Origin of the sequence: Mesorhizobium sp. M5C.F.Ca.IN.020.32.2.1 (assembly GCF_004023105.1) — a bacterium.
Classification (GTDB): Bacteria; Pseudomonadota; Alphaproteobacteria; order Rhizobiales; family Rhizobiaceae; genus Mesorhizobium; species Mesorhizobium wenxiniae.
In genome coordinates this window covers 1-15,227 of the sequence record NZ_RZSX01000041.1, presented here as the reverse complement: position 1 = coordinate 15,227, position 15,227 = coordinate 1, and the positions used below count along the sequence as shown (strand labels likewise).

The following is a 15,227-nucleotide window of genomic DNA, read 5'->3' as shown; positions in this document are numbered from 1 at the left end:
GTCGTGGGTGACATAGATCATGGTCGCGGCCAGGTGTTCATGCAGGCACATCAGCTCGAGCCGCATGCTCACCCGCAAGGCGGCGTCGAGATTGGACAGCGGCTCGTCGAACAGGAACACTTTGGGATTGCGCACGATGGCGCGGCCGATGGCGACACGCTGCCGCTGGCCGCCCGAAAGCGCCTTCGGCCGCCGGTGGAGAAGATGCGAAAGCTGCAGCACCTCGGCGGCCTCCCGCACCTTGCGTTCCTTTTCCGCGGCGGAGACGCCGGCGATCTTCAGCGCAAAGCCCATGTTCTCGGCCACCGTCATGTGCGGATAGAGCGCGTAGGACTGGAACACCATGGCGAGCCCACGCTCGGACGGATCGATGTCGTTGGCGCGCACGCCATCGATCAGCAAGTCGCCGGCGGTGATCTTTTCCAGGCCGGCGATCATGCGCAGCAGCGTGGACTTGCCGCAGCCGGACGGGCCAACGAAGACGACGAATTCGCGGTCCTCGACGTCCAGGTCAAGGCCCTTGATGATCTCGACGGATCCGTAGGACTTGCGCGCGCCGCGCAGCTTGAGCTCAGCCATGGCTTGTCTCCCTGGCGCCGGCACGCTCGGTCGCGTTGTCCTTGTTGTCCTCATCCTGCGCCATCGCCAACGGCGCGCCCGGTTCGCCTTCCCACAGGATCAGGCTGGCCGCGCCGATCAGTCCGGCGCGGTCGCCAAGCTGCGCAGGCACGATCGGCACGTCCCGGTAGGCCAGCATGGCCCGCTGCTCGACGGTTGCCCTGATGGTTGGAGCCAACAGGTCGAAACCGTTCGAAAGACCGCCGCCCATGACGATCAGGTCCGGCGAATAGAGGTGAAGCAGGTTGGTGAAGCCGATGCCGAGCCACCTGGCTTCCGCCTCGATCAGCTCGAGCGCACTGATATCGCCGGCACGTGCGGCCTCGACGACGTGCCTGGCCGAAACGTCGCCATCGGCCGAAAGGCGTCTGAGCAGGGAGCCGTCGCCTGGCGCTGTCAGCGCCGTGGCACGCCGCCCGAGCGCGGTTCCGGAGGCGACCGCCTCGAAACAGCCGACGGCGCCGCAGAAGCAGCGGTCGCCCTCGCCGGTGATGGTCATGTGGCCGATCTCGGCGGCAAGCCCGCGCCGGCCGTGATAGATGTGGCCGTCGGCAACGACCCCGCCGCCGATGCCGGTCGATACGGTGACGAACACCAGCGACCCGGTGCCCAGGCCGGCGCCGAAGCGCCATTCGCCCAGCGCGGCCGCATTTGCGTCGTTTTCCAGCCGCACCGGCAGGCCGAAATGCTTGCCGAGAATGTCGATCAACGGCACGTCGTGCCAGCCGGCCAGCGTCGGCGGTGCGATCACGATCCCAGCCTTGGGATCGAGCGGTCCCGGCGCGCCGATGCCGATGCCGACGACATCCGCTTGTGGGCGCTGTGTCAGAAGAGCCCCGGCCAGTGCGATGATCTGCCCGATCACCGCGTCCGATCCCGCGATCGCCATCGTCGGCGCCGAAACCTGCGCGACAACGCGGCCGCCGCTCTCGACCAGCGCGCCGCGCAGCTCCGTTCCGCCGAGATCGAAGGCGAGGGCCAGTCTTGTCATAAGGCGGCGACCTTCAGCCCATGCAGCCAGGCCATGCGCTGCGCGAGGTCGGGGTCGCCGAATGCCAGCGATCCGAGCACCACCGTCTCGGCCCCGGCGGCGCGCAGGCGCGGCACCGTCTCGTGGCGGATGCCGCCGTCGGCAGCCAGGATGATGTCCGCCTCCCGGCCGGCTTGCCGCATCAGTGTACGCGCCTCTATCAGGCGTGGGCAGGCCTGGTCGGAAAGGCTCTGGCCCTTGACGCCAATGGATGTGCCAAGAAGCGTCACAAACGCGACTTTCGGCAGGAATGGGGTGACTGCAGCGACCGGCGTTTCCAGCCTGAGCACCACGCCGGCCTCGGCGCCGAGCTCATGCGCCAGCCGCACGGCGCGCAGGCCGGCCTCGCCGTTTTCGGCGTGCACACTGATCAGGTCGGCGCCGGTCTCGATGAACTGACGCGTCTGCTCTTCGACGATCTCGGCTTCGACCATCAGGTGCACATGGATCGGCCTTGCCGTCAGCCTGGCGATCCGCTTCACCAGATCCGGGAAGAACAGGAAGCCGGGGGTGAAGCGGGCGTCTGCGACGTCGATGTGATGCAGGTCGACATGAGGTTCTATGCGCTTCAGGTCGCGCTCCATATTGGCAAGGTCCGCCGACCACAGCGAAAACTCGCCGAGCAGCCGGTAGCGCGGCAAGGCGGCGATGGCAGCGGGGCCGGACAGGGTTTTCATCGTCATGACGGAATGAGGCTCCGGATGTTGAGGTGGGCGTGAAGGAAGGTCGTGATCTCGGCCTGCAGCTCGGCGAAATGCCTGACACTGTCGAGCGCCTTGGGAGAGATTTCGGCAAAGATCGCGCCGGGAATGGCGGCGGCAAGCGTGCGCGCAGCCGACAGCGGATGCACCGCATCCATGGCATTGCCGATGACCAGCGTGGGAATGCCAAGCACCGCGGCGTCACTCGCGGAAACGCCTGGGCCGTCGGCGGCAATGTCGGCGAGGACCTGCGCGAATGGCGCGGCGTCGGCCCGGTCGAAATAGCCGAACAGCGAGGCAAGGTTGTCGGGCGCGTCGCGCTTCAGGCGCGCGGAGGTTTCCGATTGCGCGAAGATCGTCCTGGCCTTGTCGGGGCCGTGACTGAGAATGAGGCCGGCAGCCTCGGCGATCGGCCGCATGTTGTCAGGCGCACTGTCGAAGGTCCAGGCCGGCCGCACCAGCAGCAGGCCCGCGACACGGTCCGGATGACGGCAGGCGAGGCGGGTTGCAATTGCGGCGCCCATGGAAATGCCGCCGGCGACGAACCGATCGAGGTCGGCCTGATCGGCGGCGGCTAGAACATCATCCGCGAACATGCTCAGGGAGAACGGGCGACTGCTGCCGAGCCCAGAGGCACCGTGCCCGCGGCATTCCAGCGTGAGGCGCCGCAACCTCGGCCCGGAAGGGAAAGCCTGGGCGACCTGCGCCTCGCCACCGCCCAGCCCGTGCTGAAAGATGACCGCAAGCCCGTCGCCATGGTCGGAGACTTGAAGCGCGGCGTCATCGCGAAGCAGAGTTGCAAGACGCGCCATCAGATCAGTCCCTTGAGGAAGTGGGCAACCTCAGGCGCTTCGTCGGCTGAAAGGCCGTGCGTGACCAGCGCCCCGTCGAAGCCCGATACCTTTAGGCGGGCAACAAAATCCGCAAAGTCGACAACGCCCCGGCCGGCCGTAGTGAAGCGGCCATCGGCTAAACGGTCCTTGGCATGGGCCATGGCGACATGGCCGGCTGTGTGCTCGACCGCAGCGGCCACGATGGCGCGTGCTTCGGCGGGGCTCGCCTGCTCGAACAGGTTCGCCGGATCGAGCACGATGCGCAGCCGTTTCGAGCCCATGCTGGCGATGAGGCGCATCGCGTCCCACGCCGAGGTGACGATGTTGGCCTGTTCGGGCTCGATGCCGAGATCGACGCCGTGGCGCTCAGCGAATTGCAGCGCCTTTTCGACCTCGTTCGCCATGTCGTCCCATGCCTTAGGGGCAGCATTCTCGGGGTGATACGCCCACTGATCGTCCGCGTTGCGTGTTCCCGTGCACAGCGTGACCAAGGGAACGGAAAGGTCTGCCGCAGCCTTGATCACAACGCCAAGCCGGCGCAGGCCGTCGTCGCGCACCGTCCTGTCGGGATGGGCCATGTTGTAGGTGCCCGAGAGCGCCACCAGTGTGACGCCGGAAGCATTCGACGCGGCGGCGATGGCGCTGATGCCATCGTCAGGGACCGCATCCGGCATCGACGGCAGGCCGGCGCAGGCCAGGTTGAACTGGGTGACGGTAAATCCCGCGTCGCGGACCGCTGCCAGCACGCCGGCCGGCTCGCTCCCAGGGAAGGTCTTGGCGAACACCCCGATCTGCATCAGACCGCTCCCGTGACGGAAGCGATCTCGACGCGATCACCGGTTTCGACCGAGCGGGCGATCGCCACCATGGCGCGAATCGAGGCGAGGCCGTCCTCGACGTTGGCGCCGCGCATCGGCTTGCCGTCAAGGACGGTCTCGGCCAGGCTTTCGAGCTGGCGCCTGAAGAAATGCCCGTCGGCGCCCAGCGGCTTTCGCGACGTCGCATCCTTCTCGTGAAAGATATCGACCTCGCTCGCCCGGAAATACCACGGATTGAAGGTCTTCGCGATTACCGAGCCGTTCTCGCCATAGAGCTGGAAGCCCTCGTGCCAGTCCATGCGGACAGCCACGGTGAGATCGAGATGGCCAAGCGCGCCGTTGGCGAACTCGGTTTCGACGAACCAGCAATAGGCGCCGAAACGCTCGTTGAGGCGGGCGCGCACCGCGACGATCTCACCGCACAGGAAGCGCGCCGTGTCGACGAGGTGGGAGCCGTGCGCGAGCATGAAATACTGCCTGAGATCGGCTTTCGGATTGCCGCCAGGTTTCCTTGCCAGCTTGCTGGTGACGGGCAGCGGCTGGACCGCGTCGGTGTTGGTGTAGCGATGGGTGGAATCGCAATACCAGGCTTTTAGCGCCAGGATCTCGCCGATCTCGTCGCGGACGAAATCGCGCGCCGCTTCCAGCGCCGGGTCGAAGCGCTTCATGTGACCGACCTGGAGCACCCTGCCGGAGCGTTTAACCGCATCGGCGAGCGTTTCGCCTTCCTCGACCGAGACGCCGATCGGCTTTTCGCACAGCACGTGCTTACCGGCCTCGAGCGCCTTGATCGACATCGGAACGTGGTAGGCGTCGGAGGTTGCGACGATCACCGCCTCCAGCTGCGGGTCGGCGAGCATCTCATCGTAGTCGGCGTACATCTTCTCGGGTTCATAGGTCGCGCCCATGCGCGCCAGAAGGTCGGGGGCGGCATCGCAGATCGCATAGAGATCAGCGTTCCTGGCCTTCACGCAGGATTCGAGATGGGCGAACTGCGCGATCGGCCCGCAGCCGAGCACGCCGACACGAAGGCGACGGTCTTGCTTCCGGATCATGATCTCTTCCTCACGCGCCGTAGTCGCGCATGGTCTGGCGGTTGGTCTTGACCGCGGCGACCGGATCGGCGGCGGCGGTCTCGGATTCCTCTTCCAGCACCAGCCAACCGTTGAAATGTGGCGCGGCACCGGCGACATCCATCACAGATTGGGTGTCGCAGACGCCCTTGCCGAGCATCGCCCATTTGCCGCCGGCATCGACGTCCTTCAGGTGGATGTAGCGGATGCGGTCCCGGTATGTGGTGAGCGTGTCGATCATGTCTTCATGGCCGCGCAAGATGTGGCCGGTGTCGGGCACCCATCCGACGAGCGACGGATCGATCAGTGCGAAAATCCGGTCGTAGTCGGCACGGTCGAATAGCAGCGTGTTGTGGTGGGAACTGGGATGGACGGCGATGTCGACGCCGGCCTTGCGCCCGAGTTCGCCGGCCCTGTTGTAGACCTCGGCCGCGATGGCAAACTTGTCGTCACGAGGTCCTTCGGAAACGGAGGTAGCCGAGCCCATCGAGACGAGCGCGCCAGGAAATGCGGCGGCAAAATCGATCCAGCGCTGCGCCGTTTCGAGGTCGGCGCCGATATTATCCTTCAGCGTAAAGCCGCTATTCGAGCCGAAAGCGAAGGAGACGAGCGTCAAGCCAGCCGACTCCAGCGCCATGGCGAATTCCGCCGGCCTGTCGGCATAGCGGCCGATCATCGTGTCGGTGATCTCTATGCCGGCATAACCACCGTCAGCGATCGCTTTAAGCAGATCGTCCGGACCGCCGGCAAAACCGCCTCCGAGCATTTCCCACGTAAAAGTCTGGCAGCCGACTTTCAGGTCTTTCACGTTCATCCTTTCATTCCTTGATGCCGCCCTGCGTCAGCCCTTCGATGATGTGCCGCTGGAAGAACAGCACCAGCACGATCAAAGGGACGGTGACGACGGCCGAAGCTGCGGCGATATCGCCCCAGGGCACATAATAGAGGTTGGTGAAGTTGGCGATGCCGACGGGGATTGTCTGGCGATCGATGTTGGAGGTGAAGGCGAGGGCGAACAGGAATTCGTTCCATGCGGTGATGAAGGCGAGCAGGCCTGTGGTCACCAGGCTCGGCAGCGACATCGGCAGGATGATGTGCCAGAGCAGGCCGGGAACGCTGACGCCGTCCATGCGCGCCGCCTCATCGATCTCGCGCGGCAGCGTCTCGAAATAGCCGAACAGCACCCAAGTGACGAGCGGCAGCCCGAGCGCCAGGTAGGTGATGATCAGCGCCGTGTAGGTGTCGAGCAGGCCGAGATTGGTCGCGACGAGATAGAGCGGCCCGACCAGCGCGATCTGCGGGAACATCGACACCGAAAGGATGACCATCAGGATGCCGAAGCGGCCCTTGACGTTGAGCCGCGACAGCGCGAAGGCGGCCAGCGATCCGACGAAGAGGCACAGGAATGTCGTGGCCAGCGAGACCACCAGCGAATTCCAGACATAGCGGTGCAGCTGCTTCTCGATGAAGGCGTTGTAGTAGTGCTCGAGCGTAAAAGGCGCGGGGATTAACGATGGCGAACCTGATGTCAGCGCCTTGTCGAGCTGGAACGATGTCGAGAACTGCCAGAGGAATGGGCCACCCGACCAGACAAGGATGAGCAAGGCGCCAAGATAGATGGCGATCGTCTGCAGCGGTGAACGCGCCTCGTTCATTGCGCCCTCCTGATCTGCCTGATGAGATAGAGGCAGAATACCAGTGCGATGATGCCTTCGGTGACGAACATCGCCGTCGAAACGGCGGAGCCATAGCCGAATTGCAGCGTCGAGAAGAGCACCTTGTAGGACAGCGTCGACAGCGTCTCGGTCGAATCGGCCGGGCCGCCGCCGGTCAGCACGTAAACGAGGTCGAAGACGCGAAAGGCGTCGAGCGCGCGGAACAGGCCGGCAATCAGCAGTGTCGGCATCAGCAGCGGCAGACGGATGTACCAGAAGGTGGTCCAGCCTTTTGCGCCATCCATACGCGCCGCCTCGATCAGCGAATTGGGCACTGTCTGCAGCCCGGTCAAAAGCAATAGCGCCATGAACGGGGTGGTCTTCCAGACATCGGCGATGATGATGGTCATCATTGCCGTGTCGGGCGAGCCGTACCAGTTGATGTTCTGATCGATTAGCCCGGCATGCAGCAGGATATAGTTGATGATGCCGTTCTGGCCGTCGAACAGCCAGCCGAACATCTTGGAGGTGACGACGGTGGGCATCGCCCAGGGCACCAGCATGGCGGCGCGAACCAGGCCGCGGCCCTTGAAGGCCTCGCACAGGATGAGCGCCATGCCGAGCCCGATGACGGTCTCAAGTATCGTGGATGCCGTAGTGAACCACATCGTGTGCCACCAGGCATTCCAGAATTGGGCGTCACCCCATAGCTGCACATAGTTGGAGAAGCCCGAGAACTCGTTCTCCTGGGTGATCAGCGAGGTGTTGGTGAGCGAGAGATAAAGTCCGCTGATGATCGGGTAGAAGGAAACGGACGCCAGCGACACGAAAGCCGGTGTCAGCAGGAGCAAAGCCCACAATGAGACTGGAAGCGCCTTGCCAAACCGCCGCGGCCGGCCAATGCCAGAAACAGTGGCCGCCGCGGTCATGGTTCAGCCGACGATCTGGTCGATTTGCGTCGCCAGCGCGTCCATCTCGGCCTGGACGTTGCCTGAGACCAGCGCCTTGGAGATGCCCGACTGCAAGGCCAGCGTCACCTTCGCATATTCGGGCGTGATCGGCCGGGCGGTGGCGCCGGTGAACACTTTCTCGAGGCTCGCCATGAACGGCTGTTCGGTCTTGATCTTCTCGTCCTGGAACAGTGCCGGGCGCGTCGGCGCGAGCCCGAAGTTTAGGGCGATGCGATGCTGGGTTTCGGTCGACGACAGCCAGGTCAGCAACTCGATCGCGGCTTCGCGCTGCTTCGAGTTGGCGTTGACGCCTAGTTGGTAGCCGCCGAGACAGGCCGAGCTCTTGCCGCCGGGGAAGGACGGCAGCGGTGCGACGCCGATTTTGTCCACCACCTGGGAGGCCTTGGCGTCCTGGGCGATCGGATAGACATAGGACCAGTTGCGCATGAACATCGCCTTGCCCGAGGTGAACGGCTGGCGCGATGGCTCCTCGTCCCAGGACAGGACGTCCTGCGGGCTGATCTTGCTCGTGGCGATGGTGCCGTGCAGGAACTGGATCGCGTCGACTGCGGCCTTCTGGTTGATCAGCGATGACTTGCCGTCAGGCGCCAGGATCGCGCCATTGTTGGAGGTGATGATCTCGACCGCGTCGCAGACCAGAACCTCGGCCTGCTTGCCCTGCCAGAGATAGCCGAAATCGACGTCGCCGGCCTTCTGCGCGGCGGCGGCGATGGTCGCCATGTCGGCCCAGTTTTCCGGCACTTTGCCGCCATGCTTTTCAAGCACGTCCTTGCGGTAATAGAACATGCCCGAATCCATGAACCAGGGCAGGGCAGTCAGCTTGCCGTCATAGGTGCAGGCATTGAGGGTCCCGGAGAAGTAGGCGCTGCGCTTGTCTGCCGGAAAGTACTCATCGAGCGGCAGCGCCCAGCCGGCGGCGGCAAAGCCGGCGATCCAGATCACGTCCTGGCTGAAGACGTCGGGCGTGCCGCTACGCCGGGCGAGCTGCTGGACGAGGCCCTGATAGACTTCCGTCGATAAGCTCGGCGGCGGCAGCTCGATGTTCTTGACCAGAACGCGGTCCTGCGATTCGTTGAAGGCCTTGATCAGGTCGCCGAAGGTCTCCTTGCCGAAGAAGGCGGCGCTGGCAAAGCTGATTTCGGCCCGCGACTGCGCGCGAGCCCGGCGAACGCCCAGCCCGGTGCCGAGGCCAAGTGTCGCCGCGCCGAGCAGCCCGGCGCTGCCGATGAGAAACTGCCGGCGGTCGGCGATCGTCACATGCGCCCCAGGCTTCGAGCCGGAGACCGGCCCTTTTTTGAAGTCAGTCATTTTCTCCTCCTTGCGCGGGCAGCCTCCCAGCCAGCATTTCCGCATGTTCCATAAAAATTTTACGCGCGTCAACATTTAAAATGCTGTAAAGCGGCTTTCGAATCTGATCCGTTGCTGGTGCATTGGGTCAGCCAGAGCGTTGCGACGTCGGGAGGTGAAATAGAAAATGCGAGGAAAATCAGCAGCTAAGCTCGGCATTGGCGTTGTCGGGTGCGGCAACATCTCGATGACTTATTTACGCAATGCGGCTCTGTTCGGTGAGGTGGAGCTGCGCGCCTGCGCCGACATATCGCCCGACATGGCGGCGCTGCGTGCGAGCGAATACGACATCCGGGCTCTCAGCGTCGATGCGCTCCTGGCCGATCCCGAGATCGACCTCGTCCTCAACCTGACCATCCCGGCGGCGCATTTCGACATTTCGTTTTCGGCGCTTTCGGCGGGAAAGCACGTCTTCACCGAAAAACCGCTGGCGACCTCGGCCAGCGACGGCCGGCGCCTTGTCACCGAGGCGGCGGAGCGCGGGCTGCTGCTGGGTTCGGCTCCGGATACTTTCCTCGGCGCCGCCGGACGGCGGGCACGCCGCCTCATGGATGAGGGCGCAATCGGCCGCGCGGTGACCGGCACCGCCTTCATGATGGGGCGCGGCATGGAGCACTGGCATCCCAATCCGCAATTCTACTATCAGCCGGGCGGCGGACCGGTCTTTGACATGGGGCCCTATTACCTGACGATGCTTGTTAATTTGCTCGGGCCGGTGGCCCGCGTGATGGCGATGGCGACGCGAGGCCAGGAGGAGCGGCTGATCACTGCCGAAGGCCCCTATCGGAACACCAGCTTCAAGGTCGGCACACCGACCAACATCCTGTCGCTGCTGGAGTTCCGCTCGGGAGCCACCGTCACCTTCGGTGCCTCCTGGGATGTCTTCAGGCACTCTAACCATCCGATCGAGCTGCATGGGACCGAAGGCTCGCTCAGGCTGCCCGATCCGGACACGTTCGGCGGCACCGTCTCGCTGTCGGAACGTGGGGCCGACTGGGCCGACTTCCACAGTGAGAGCGAACTCTATGGCGCGCGCAACTGGCCCTATGCCGCGCCGGACCGAGCCAACTACCGAATGCTCGGCGTCGCCGACCTTTCGCGTGCACTGGCAACCGGAAGAAAGCCGCGTGCGTCCGGCGATCTTGCGCTGCATGTACTGGAGATTATGGAAGCGATTCTTGCTTCGGGAGCGAGCCGCGAGTCCGTCGCCGTCAACGCAACCGTCGATCAGCCGCAGCTCCTCCAGGAGGACGAAGCGGTTAGCCTGCTTGCCTGATATCGGAGCGCTTACGATGACGACATCGCTTTTGCCCTTGCTCGATCCGGAGGCCCGGCACGTGCTCGACCTCGACCGGCAGGCGGCTGCCCCGCCATTCGAAGCCGGCACGCCCGAAGAAGCGCGCCGCGCCTATAAGCAGGGCTTTCCGGCACTCCAGGGCGAGCGCGAGCCGGTCGGCTCACTAACCGAGCGCACCATCACCGGACCCGGCGGCCCGTTGACGCTCAGGATCTATCGCGGACACGGCGTGAGCGGGGCCGCTGCCCCGGCGCTGCTCTATCTGCATGGCGGCGGCTGGGTGATCGGCAATCTCGACTCCCATGACGAGATTTGCCGGTGGTTTGCCAATATGGCGGCCTGCGTAGTCGTCTCTCCCGATTACCGGCTGGCGCCGGAACACAAATTTCCGGCGGCCATCGAAGATTGCCGCGCCGCACTTTCCTTCATGCAAGATGGCGCGGGCGATCTCGGCATCGACGCGAGAAGGATCGCTGTCGCCGGCGACAGCGCCGGCGGCAATCTCGCTACAGTGCTTTGCCTGCTTATGCGCGGTGACGAGAACCCGCCGACCGCGCAACTGCTGTTCTATCCGAACACTGACGCCTCGCAGGCGGCGGACAGCTATCGCCGCTTTGCCGACGGTTATGGCCTGACGTCGGCAACCATGGCCTGGTTCCGTGACCACTATATCAACCATGGCGGCGATATCGACGACTGGCGCGTGTCGCCGCTCAGGGCCGCAAGCCTTGCCGGCGCAGCGCCGGCTTTTGTCGCAATCGCTGGTCATGACATTCTCGCCGACGAAGGCGAGGCCTATGCGAAGCGTCTGGAAGATGACGGCGTGCCGGTCGTCCTGCGCCGCTGGCCCGGCCAGATCCATGGCTTCGTCTCGATGGGCCGCCATGGTCCGGCGGCGCGGCAGGCAGTCGGCGCAGCGGTTGCCGCATGGCGCGGCTTCGATCCTGTCTTTGGAAACGCTCAGGCCGACTGACGCATGACCAGCGTCGCGTCGAGACTGACCTTGGGGGCAACTGCCGTGTCGTCCTCGTCCAGCAAGGCCAGCAGCGTCTCCACGCTGCGTCCCGCCATGGAAGCAAAGTCCTGCGCCATGGTGGTGAGGGCAGGGCAGGTGTAGCGGCTCAGCGGATGGTCGTCATGGGCTGCGACCCGCAGGTCGCAATCGCCCCTGCGGCCGACCTTGCGGCCTTGCGAGTAGGCGGCGGCCATCACGCCGAAGGCGAGACGGTCGTTGGCGCACAGAATGGTCCTGCCCGGCAGGCCGCCACGGGCGAGCATCGCCTCCATCTGCTCGTAGCCGATCCGTTCGAAATCCCAGGTGTAGTCATCGGTATTGCCGATGATGGCAGGCTCATGTCCGAGCCGCTGCATGGCGCCGACATAGCTGTCCAGGCGTTCGCGCGAATTGTGGTTGACGTGCGGGATGTCGAAATAGACCGGGGCATCGCCGGAACGACAGAGATAATCGACGATGGTCGAGACGCTCTGGCTGTTGTTGTTGCCGACGAATGGCGTGTCGCCCTCCAGATAGGTGTCGAAATAGACGATCGGTATGGTCTGCGTCAGCTTCTCCAGCGTGCGATGGTCGGAGCGCAGGCCGAGCGGCGCGATCAGCGCGCCGGAAACTTTTAGCGAAAGAATGGTTCGCGTCGCATCCACTTCGAGCTCGCGCGAGCCGTGCGAGGAGATCACGATCGGCCAGTAGCCTTCGTCGCGCAGCCTGAGTTCGATTCGGCTGACCATCTCGGAATAGAAGGGATCGGCGACCGTCGGCACCACGATGCCGATGCTGCGGGTCCGCTTGCGGTTCAGGTTGCGCGCAAAGAGATTGGGCTGGTAGTCGGACGAGCCCAGCGCCACCTCGATCCGCTGACGTGTCGCCGGCTTGACGCTGGTCGGATCGTCGAAATATTTCGACAATGTCGGCCTGGAGACGCCGCAAGAGCGAGCAAAATCCTCCATCGTCTTGTGCGTCATCGACATCAAAGCCCTCGCGCTGCCACGAGCGCTGCCCGGTCTCTACATACGGTGCGCTAGCGCGCAACTGCAAGGCGAAATTTTACAGACAATTTCGATAGTTTTCATGCGTCAATTTATTAATTGACGCGAAAAAGCACAAGCCGTATTCACTTTTCAGTGGGCGAATTCGAATTCGTATTACCCGGAAACTACTCGCGCGGTTCATCCGAAGCGAGGCCGGGGCGAAACGCCGGGAGGGATTCCGCGAGATGAAGAAGCTGGTCAGTGCCGGCGAGATTCTGGTCGAGATCATGGCCGAGCGGATCGACCAGAGCTTTCTCGAGCCTGGTCCGCTGCTTGGGCCGTTCCCGTCCGGAGCGCCCGCCATCTTCATCGGCCAGGCGGCGGCGCTCGGCCAGCCGGCCGGTCTCATAGGCGCCGTCGGCGATGATGATTTCGGCAGGCTGAACATAGGCCGGCTGCGGGCGCTGGGCGCCGACGTGTCGGCGATCGCGGTTCACAAGGGCCATGCGACGGGCACGGCCTTCGTCGCCTACCGGGCCGATGCCAGCCGGCATTTTGTCTTCAACATCCGCAACAGCGCCTCCGGCCTGATCGAGACCGATGGGGAGGCAACAAAGCTGCTCGCCAGTGCCGATCACGTCCATGTCATGGGCTCGTCACTGTTTTCCGACCGCGCCATCGAGGTCGCGCTGTCGGCGATCGAGACCGTCAAGGCCAGGGGTGGAACCGTGTCCTTCGATCCGAACGTTCGCCGGGAGATCATGCAGGCGTCCGGCATGCGCGCGGCGCTCGACCATGTGCTGGCGCGAGCCGACATCTTCTTGCCGAGCGGTGAGGAGCTCTTCCTGTTTTCATCCGCGAAGGACGAAAGGGGCGCGGTCGAGGAATTGCTGGCCCGTGGCCTGTCCTGCATTGTCCTGAAGAAAGGCGCCGCAGGCGCCGCCTATCATGATCGCCATGGTGTGATCGCCTCGTCCGGCTTTGCCGTCGACGAGGTCGATCCGACCGGCGCGGGTGATTGTTTCGGTGCTGCTTTCGTCTCGTTCTGGCTGCGCGGGGCGGCTCCTGCCGAAGCCCTGCGGATCGCCAATGCCTGCGGTGCGCTTGCCGTCACCCGCAAGGGGCCGATGGAAGGCATTTTCCCGCTTGAAGCGGTCGAGGCATTCATCGCCACGGGCAACACGCAGTGAGTGACGCGACGCGAAGGTTTGCGAACATTGCAGCCAGGCGCGCCGCAGGCGAGAGAAGCGGCATCGCCTCGGTCTGCTCGGCGCATCCGCTGGTCATCGAGGCTGCCCTGCGCCACGGCGCGGCGCGGCACGCGGATGTGCTGATCGAGGCCACCTGCAACCAGGTCAACCACGAGGGCGGCTACACCGGGATGACGCCCGCCGGCTTCCGCAGCTTCGTCGAGGCGCATGCGCTGAAAGCGGGTTTCCCAGTCGATCGCCTGATCCTTGGCGGCGATCATCTCGGACCCAATCCGTGGAAGCACATGGCTGCGGCCGCCGCGATGAAGAAGGCGGGGGCGATGATTGACGCCTATGCGAGCGCCGGCTTCACCAAGATGCATCTGGATACGAGCATGGCCTGCGCCGACGATCCAGCCGTGCTTGCCGACGAAACGATCGCCGCGCGCGCGGCCGAACTTGCTGAAATCGCCGAGGCGGCGGTCGAGCGGGCAGGCGGCGAAAAACCGGTCTACGTCATCGGCACCGAAGTGCCGGTGCCGGGCGGTGCATTGGAGGCGCTCGACCGTCTGCATGTGACGGCACCCGGAGATGCCTTGCGAACGGTGGAGGTACACGCCCGAGCGTTTTCCCGCGCCGGGCTCGAGGCCGCTTTTGGCCGAGCGATAGGCGTCGTCGTTCAGCCGGGAGTCGAATTCGGCAACACCGAAATCGTGCCTTATGCGCCGGCCAAGGCGACCGAACTCGTGGCCGTGCTCGACCGCATGCCGCAATTTGTTTTTGAGGCGCATTCGACCGACTACCAGCCGGCCGAAGCGCTTAACGCTCTCGTTCGCGACGGTTTTGCCATCCTCAAGGTCGGCCCCTGGCTGACTTTCGCGCTTCGCGAAGCGCTGTATGGGCTCAACCACATCGCCGTTATGCTCGCGCCGGACCCTTCGCGCGAAAGCCTGCCTGCCGCGATGGAACGCATCATGCTGGCGTCGCCGGACAATTGGCAGAAATACTATCCGGGCACGCCGGAAGAGCAGCGCGTGCAGCGGCATTTCTCGTTCAGCGACCGCATCCGCTATTACTGGCCGACGCCGGCGGCGCAGCGCGCGACACAGACGCTGCTGGACGTGCTGAGCGAGACGGATATTCCCCGGCCTCTGATCAGCCAATATCTGGGGCAGCTCGACGCTGAGGTTGCAGAGGGCCGGGTCCAACCCTTGGCGCACGAGCTTCTGATCGGCAGCATCACCCGAGTCCTCGATATCTACGCGGACGCGACCGGACCGTAGGATCGCGCTGACGGAAAGTCGGCCTCCGCCCAAATCCGCTTCCTTCACGCCGATATTCGATGTCGTTTCGAAAAGGGCGCCGCTGCAATTTACAGCTAACATGTTAGCGTGCTAGTACTGCCTGCACATCGACATCTGGAGAATTGCAGTGGCTTCGCGCTTTGGTCTTTCGGTTGCCCTCACCACGCCTTTCGAGGCATCCGGGCAAATCGCCATCGCTCCGATGGTCGCGCAGGCCCGGGCTTGCCTTGGGGCCGGCTGCAGCAGCGCAACGCTCTTCGGCACCACCGGGGAAGGCCCCTCGGTGGGCACGGGGGAGCGGCGGACTGTCACCGAGGCCATGCTGGCCGCCGGCATTCCGGCGCATCAACTGGTCGCCGGCGTGCTGGTCGATGCGGCCGAAGACGCCGCCGAACAGGCGCGACACT

General features: G+C 64.4%; 16 protein-coding genes. 5 read left to right on the top strand and 11 right to left on the bottom strand.

What is annotated here, in order from left to right:
* The 10 genes from EOA86_RS03695 to EOA86_RS03650 all read right to left on the bottom strand — a co-directional run.
* On the bottom strand, positions 1–579 hold a 579-nt coding region (locus EOA86_RS03695; RefSeq protein ID WP_128340749.1), incomplete at its 3' end, for an ATP-binding cassette domain-containing protein.
* Positions 572–1,609, bottom strand: coding sequence for an ROK family protein (locus EOA86_RS03690; protein ID WP_128340748.1), 1,038 nt, complete (start codon positions 1,607–1,609; stop codon positions 572–574). The genes EOA86_RS03695 and EOA86_RS03690, both read right to left, overlap by 8 nt.
* Entirely contained in the window at positions 1,606–2,331 is a 726-nt protein-coding gene (locus EOA86_RS03685; protein WP_128340747.1) for a ribulose-phosphate 3-epimerase, read from the bottom strand. The genes EOA86_RS03690 and EOA86_RS03685 overlap by 4 nt, the downstream gene beginning before the upstream one ends.
* Positions 2,328–3,161 (bottom strand): alpha/beta fold hydrolase, encoded by an 834-nt coding sequence (locus tag EOA86_RS03680; protein WP_128340746.1) that lies wholly within the window; start codon positions 3,159–3,161, stop codon positions 2,328–2,330. Before EOA86_RS03680 ends, EOA86_RS03685 begins: the two co-directional genes overlap by 4 nt.
* Positions 3,161–3,979: a sugar phosphate isomerase/epimerase gene (locus tag EOA86_RS03675; RefSeq protein WP_128340745.1), complete on the bottom strand. Its 819-nt coding sequence runs from the start codon at positions 3,977–3,979 to the stop codon at positions 3,161–3,163. Before EOA86_RS03675 ends, EOA86_RS03680 begins: the two co-directional genes overlap by 1 nt.
* Positions 3,979–5,055, bottom strand: coding sequence for a Gfo/Idh/MocA family oxidoreductase (locus EOA86_RS03670; RefSeq protein WP_095517865.1), 1,077 nt, complete (start codon positions 5,053–5,055; stop codon positions 3,979–3,981). Before EOA86_RS03670 ends, EOA86_RS03675 begins: the two co-directional genes overlap by 1 nt.
* Positions 5,056–5,065: 10 nt before the next feature.
* On the bottom strand, positions 5,066–5,887 hold the full coding sequence (locus EOA86_RS03665) for a sugar phosphate isomerase/epimerase (RefSeq protein ID WP_128340744.1): 822 nt from the start codon (positions 5,885–5,887) through the stop codon (positions 5,066–5,068).
* Between the two features lie 4 nt (positions 5,888–5,891).
* On the bottom strand, positions 5,892–6,728 hold the full coding sequence (locus EOA86_RS03660) for a carbohydrate ABC transporter permease (RefSeq protein ID WP_128340743.1): 837 nt from the start codon (positions 6,726–6,728) through the stop codon (positions 5,892–5,894).
* Entirely contained in the window at positions 6,725–7,657 is a 933-nt protein-coding gene (locus tag EOA86_RS03655; RefSeq protein ID WP_065007421.1) for a sugar ABC transporter permease, read from the bottom strand. Before EOA86_RS03655 ends, EOA86_RS03660 begins: the two co-directional genes overlap by 4 nt.
* Before the next feature lie 3 nt (positions 7,658–7,660).
* The gene (locus EOA86_RS03650; protein WP_128340742.1) at positions 7,661–9,007 is read right to left on the bottom strand and encodes an ABC transporter substrate-binding protein; all 1,347 of its coding nucleotides are present in this window, start codon (positions 9,005–9,007) and stop codon (positions 7,661–7,663) included.
* 166 nt (positions 9,008–9,173) lie between these two features.
* On the opposite strand from EOA86_RS03650, the gene EOA86_RS03645 reads away from it, so the two are divergent.
* Positions 9,174–10,322: a Gfo/Idh/MocA family oxidoreductase gene (locus tag EOA86_RS03645; RefSeq protein ID WP_128340741.1), complete on the top strand. Its 1,149-nt coding sequence runs from the start codon at positions 9,174–9,176 to the stop codon at positions 10,320–10,322.
* Positions 10,323–10,338: 16 nt separating this feature from the next.
* Complete coding sequence (locus EOA86_RS03640) at positions 10,339–11,316, top strand: alpha/beta hydrolase (RefSeq protein WP_128340740.1); 978 nt, start codon at positions 10,339–10,341, stop codon at positions 11,314–11,316.
* On the opposite strand, the gene EOA86_RS03635 is transcribed toward EOA86_RS03640, so the two are convergent.
* On the bottom strand, positions 11,304–12,329 hold the full coding sequence (locus EOA86_RS03635; protein ID WP_128340739.1) for a LacI family DNA-binding transcriptional regulator: 1,026 nt from the start codon (positions 12,327–12,329) through the stop codon (positions 11,304–11,306). The two genes, EOA86_RS03640 and EOA86_RS03635, sit on opposite strands and share 13 nt — an antisense overlap.
* Before the next feature lie 242 nt (positions 12,330–12,571).
* On the opposite strand from EOA86_RS03635, the gene EOA86_RS03630 reads away from it, so the two are divergent.
* The 3 genes from EOA86_RS03630 to EOA86_RS03620 form a co-directional block, all read left to right on the top strand.
* Positions 12,572–13,516: a sugar kinase gene (locus tag EOA86_RS03630; protein WP_128340738.1), complete on the top strand. Its 945-nt coding sequence runs from the start codon at positions 12,572–12,574 to the stop codon at positions 13,514–13,516.
* On the top strand, positions 13,513–14,799 hold the full coding sequence (locus tag EOA86_RS03625; protein WP_128340737.1) for a D-tagatose-bisphosphate aldolase, class II, non-catalytic subunit: 1,287 nt from the start codon (positions 13,513–13,515) through the stop codon (positions 14,797–14,799). Before EOA86_RS03630 ends, EOA86_RS03625 begins: the two co-directional genes overlap by 4 nt.
* Positions 14,800–14,947: 148 nt before the next feature.
* Positions 14,948–15,227: dihydrodipicolinate synthase family protein (locus EOA86_RS03620; RefSeq protein WP_206629955.1), on the top strand; the 280-nt coding region annotated here is incomplete at its 3' end.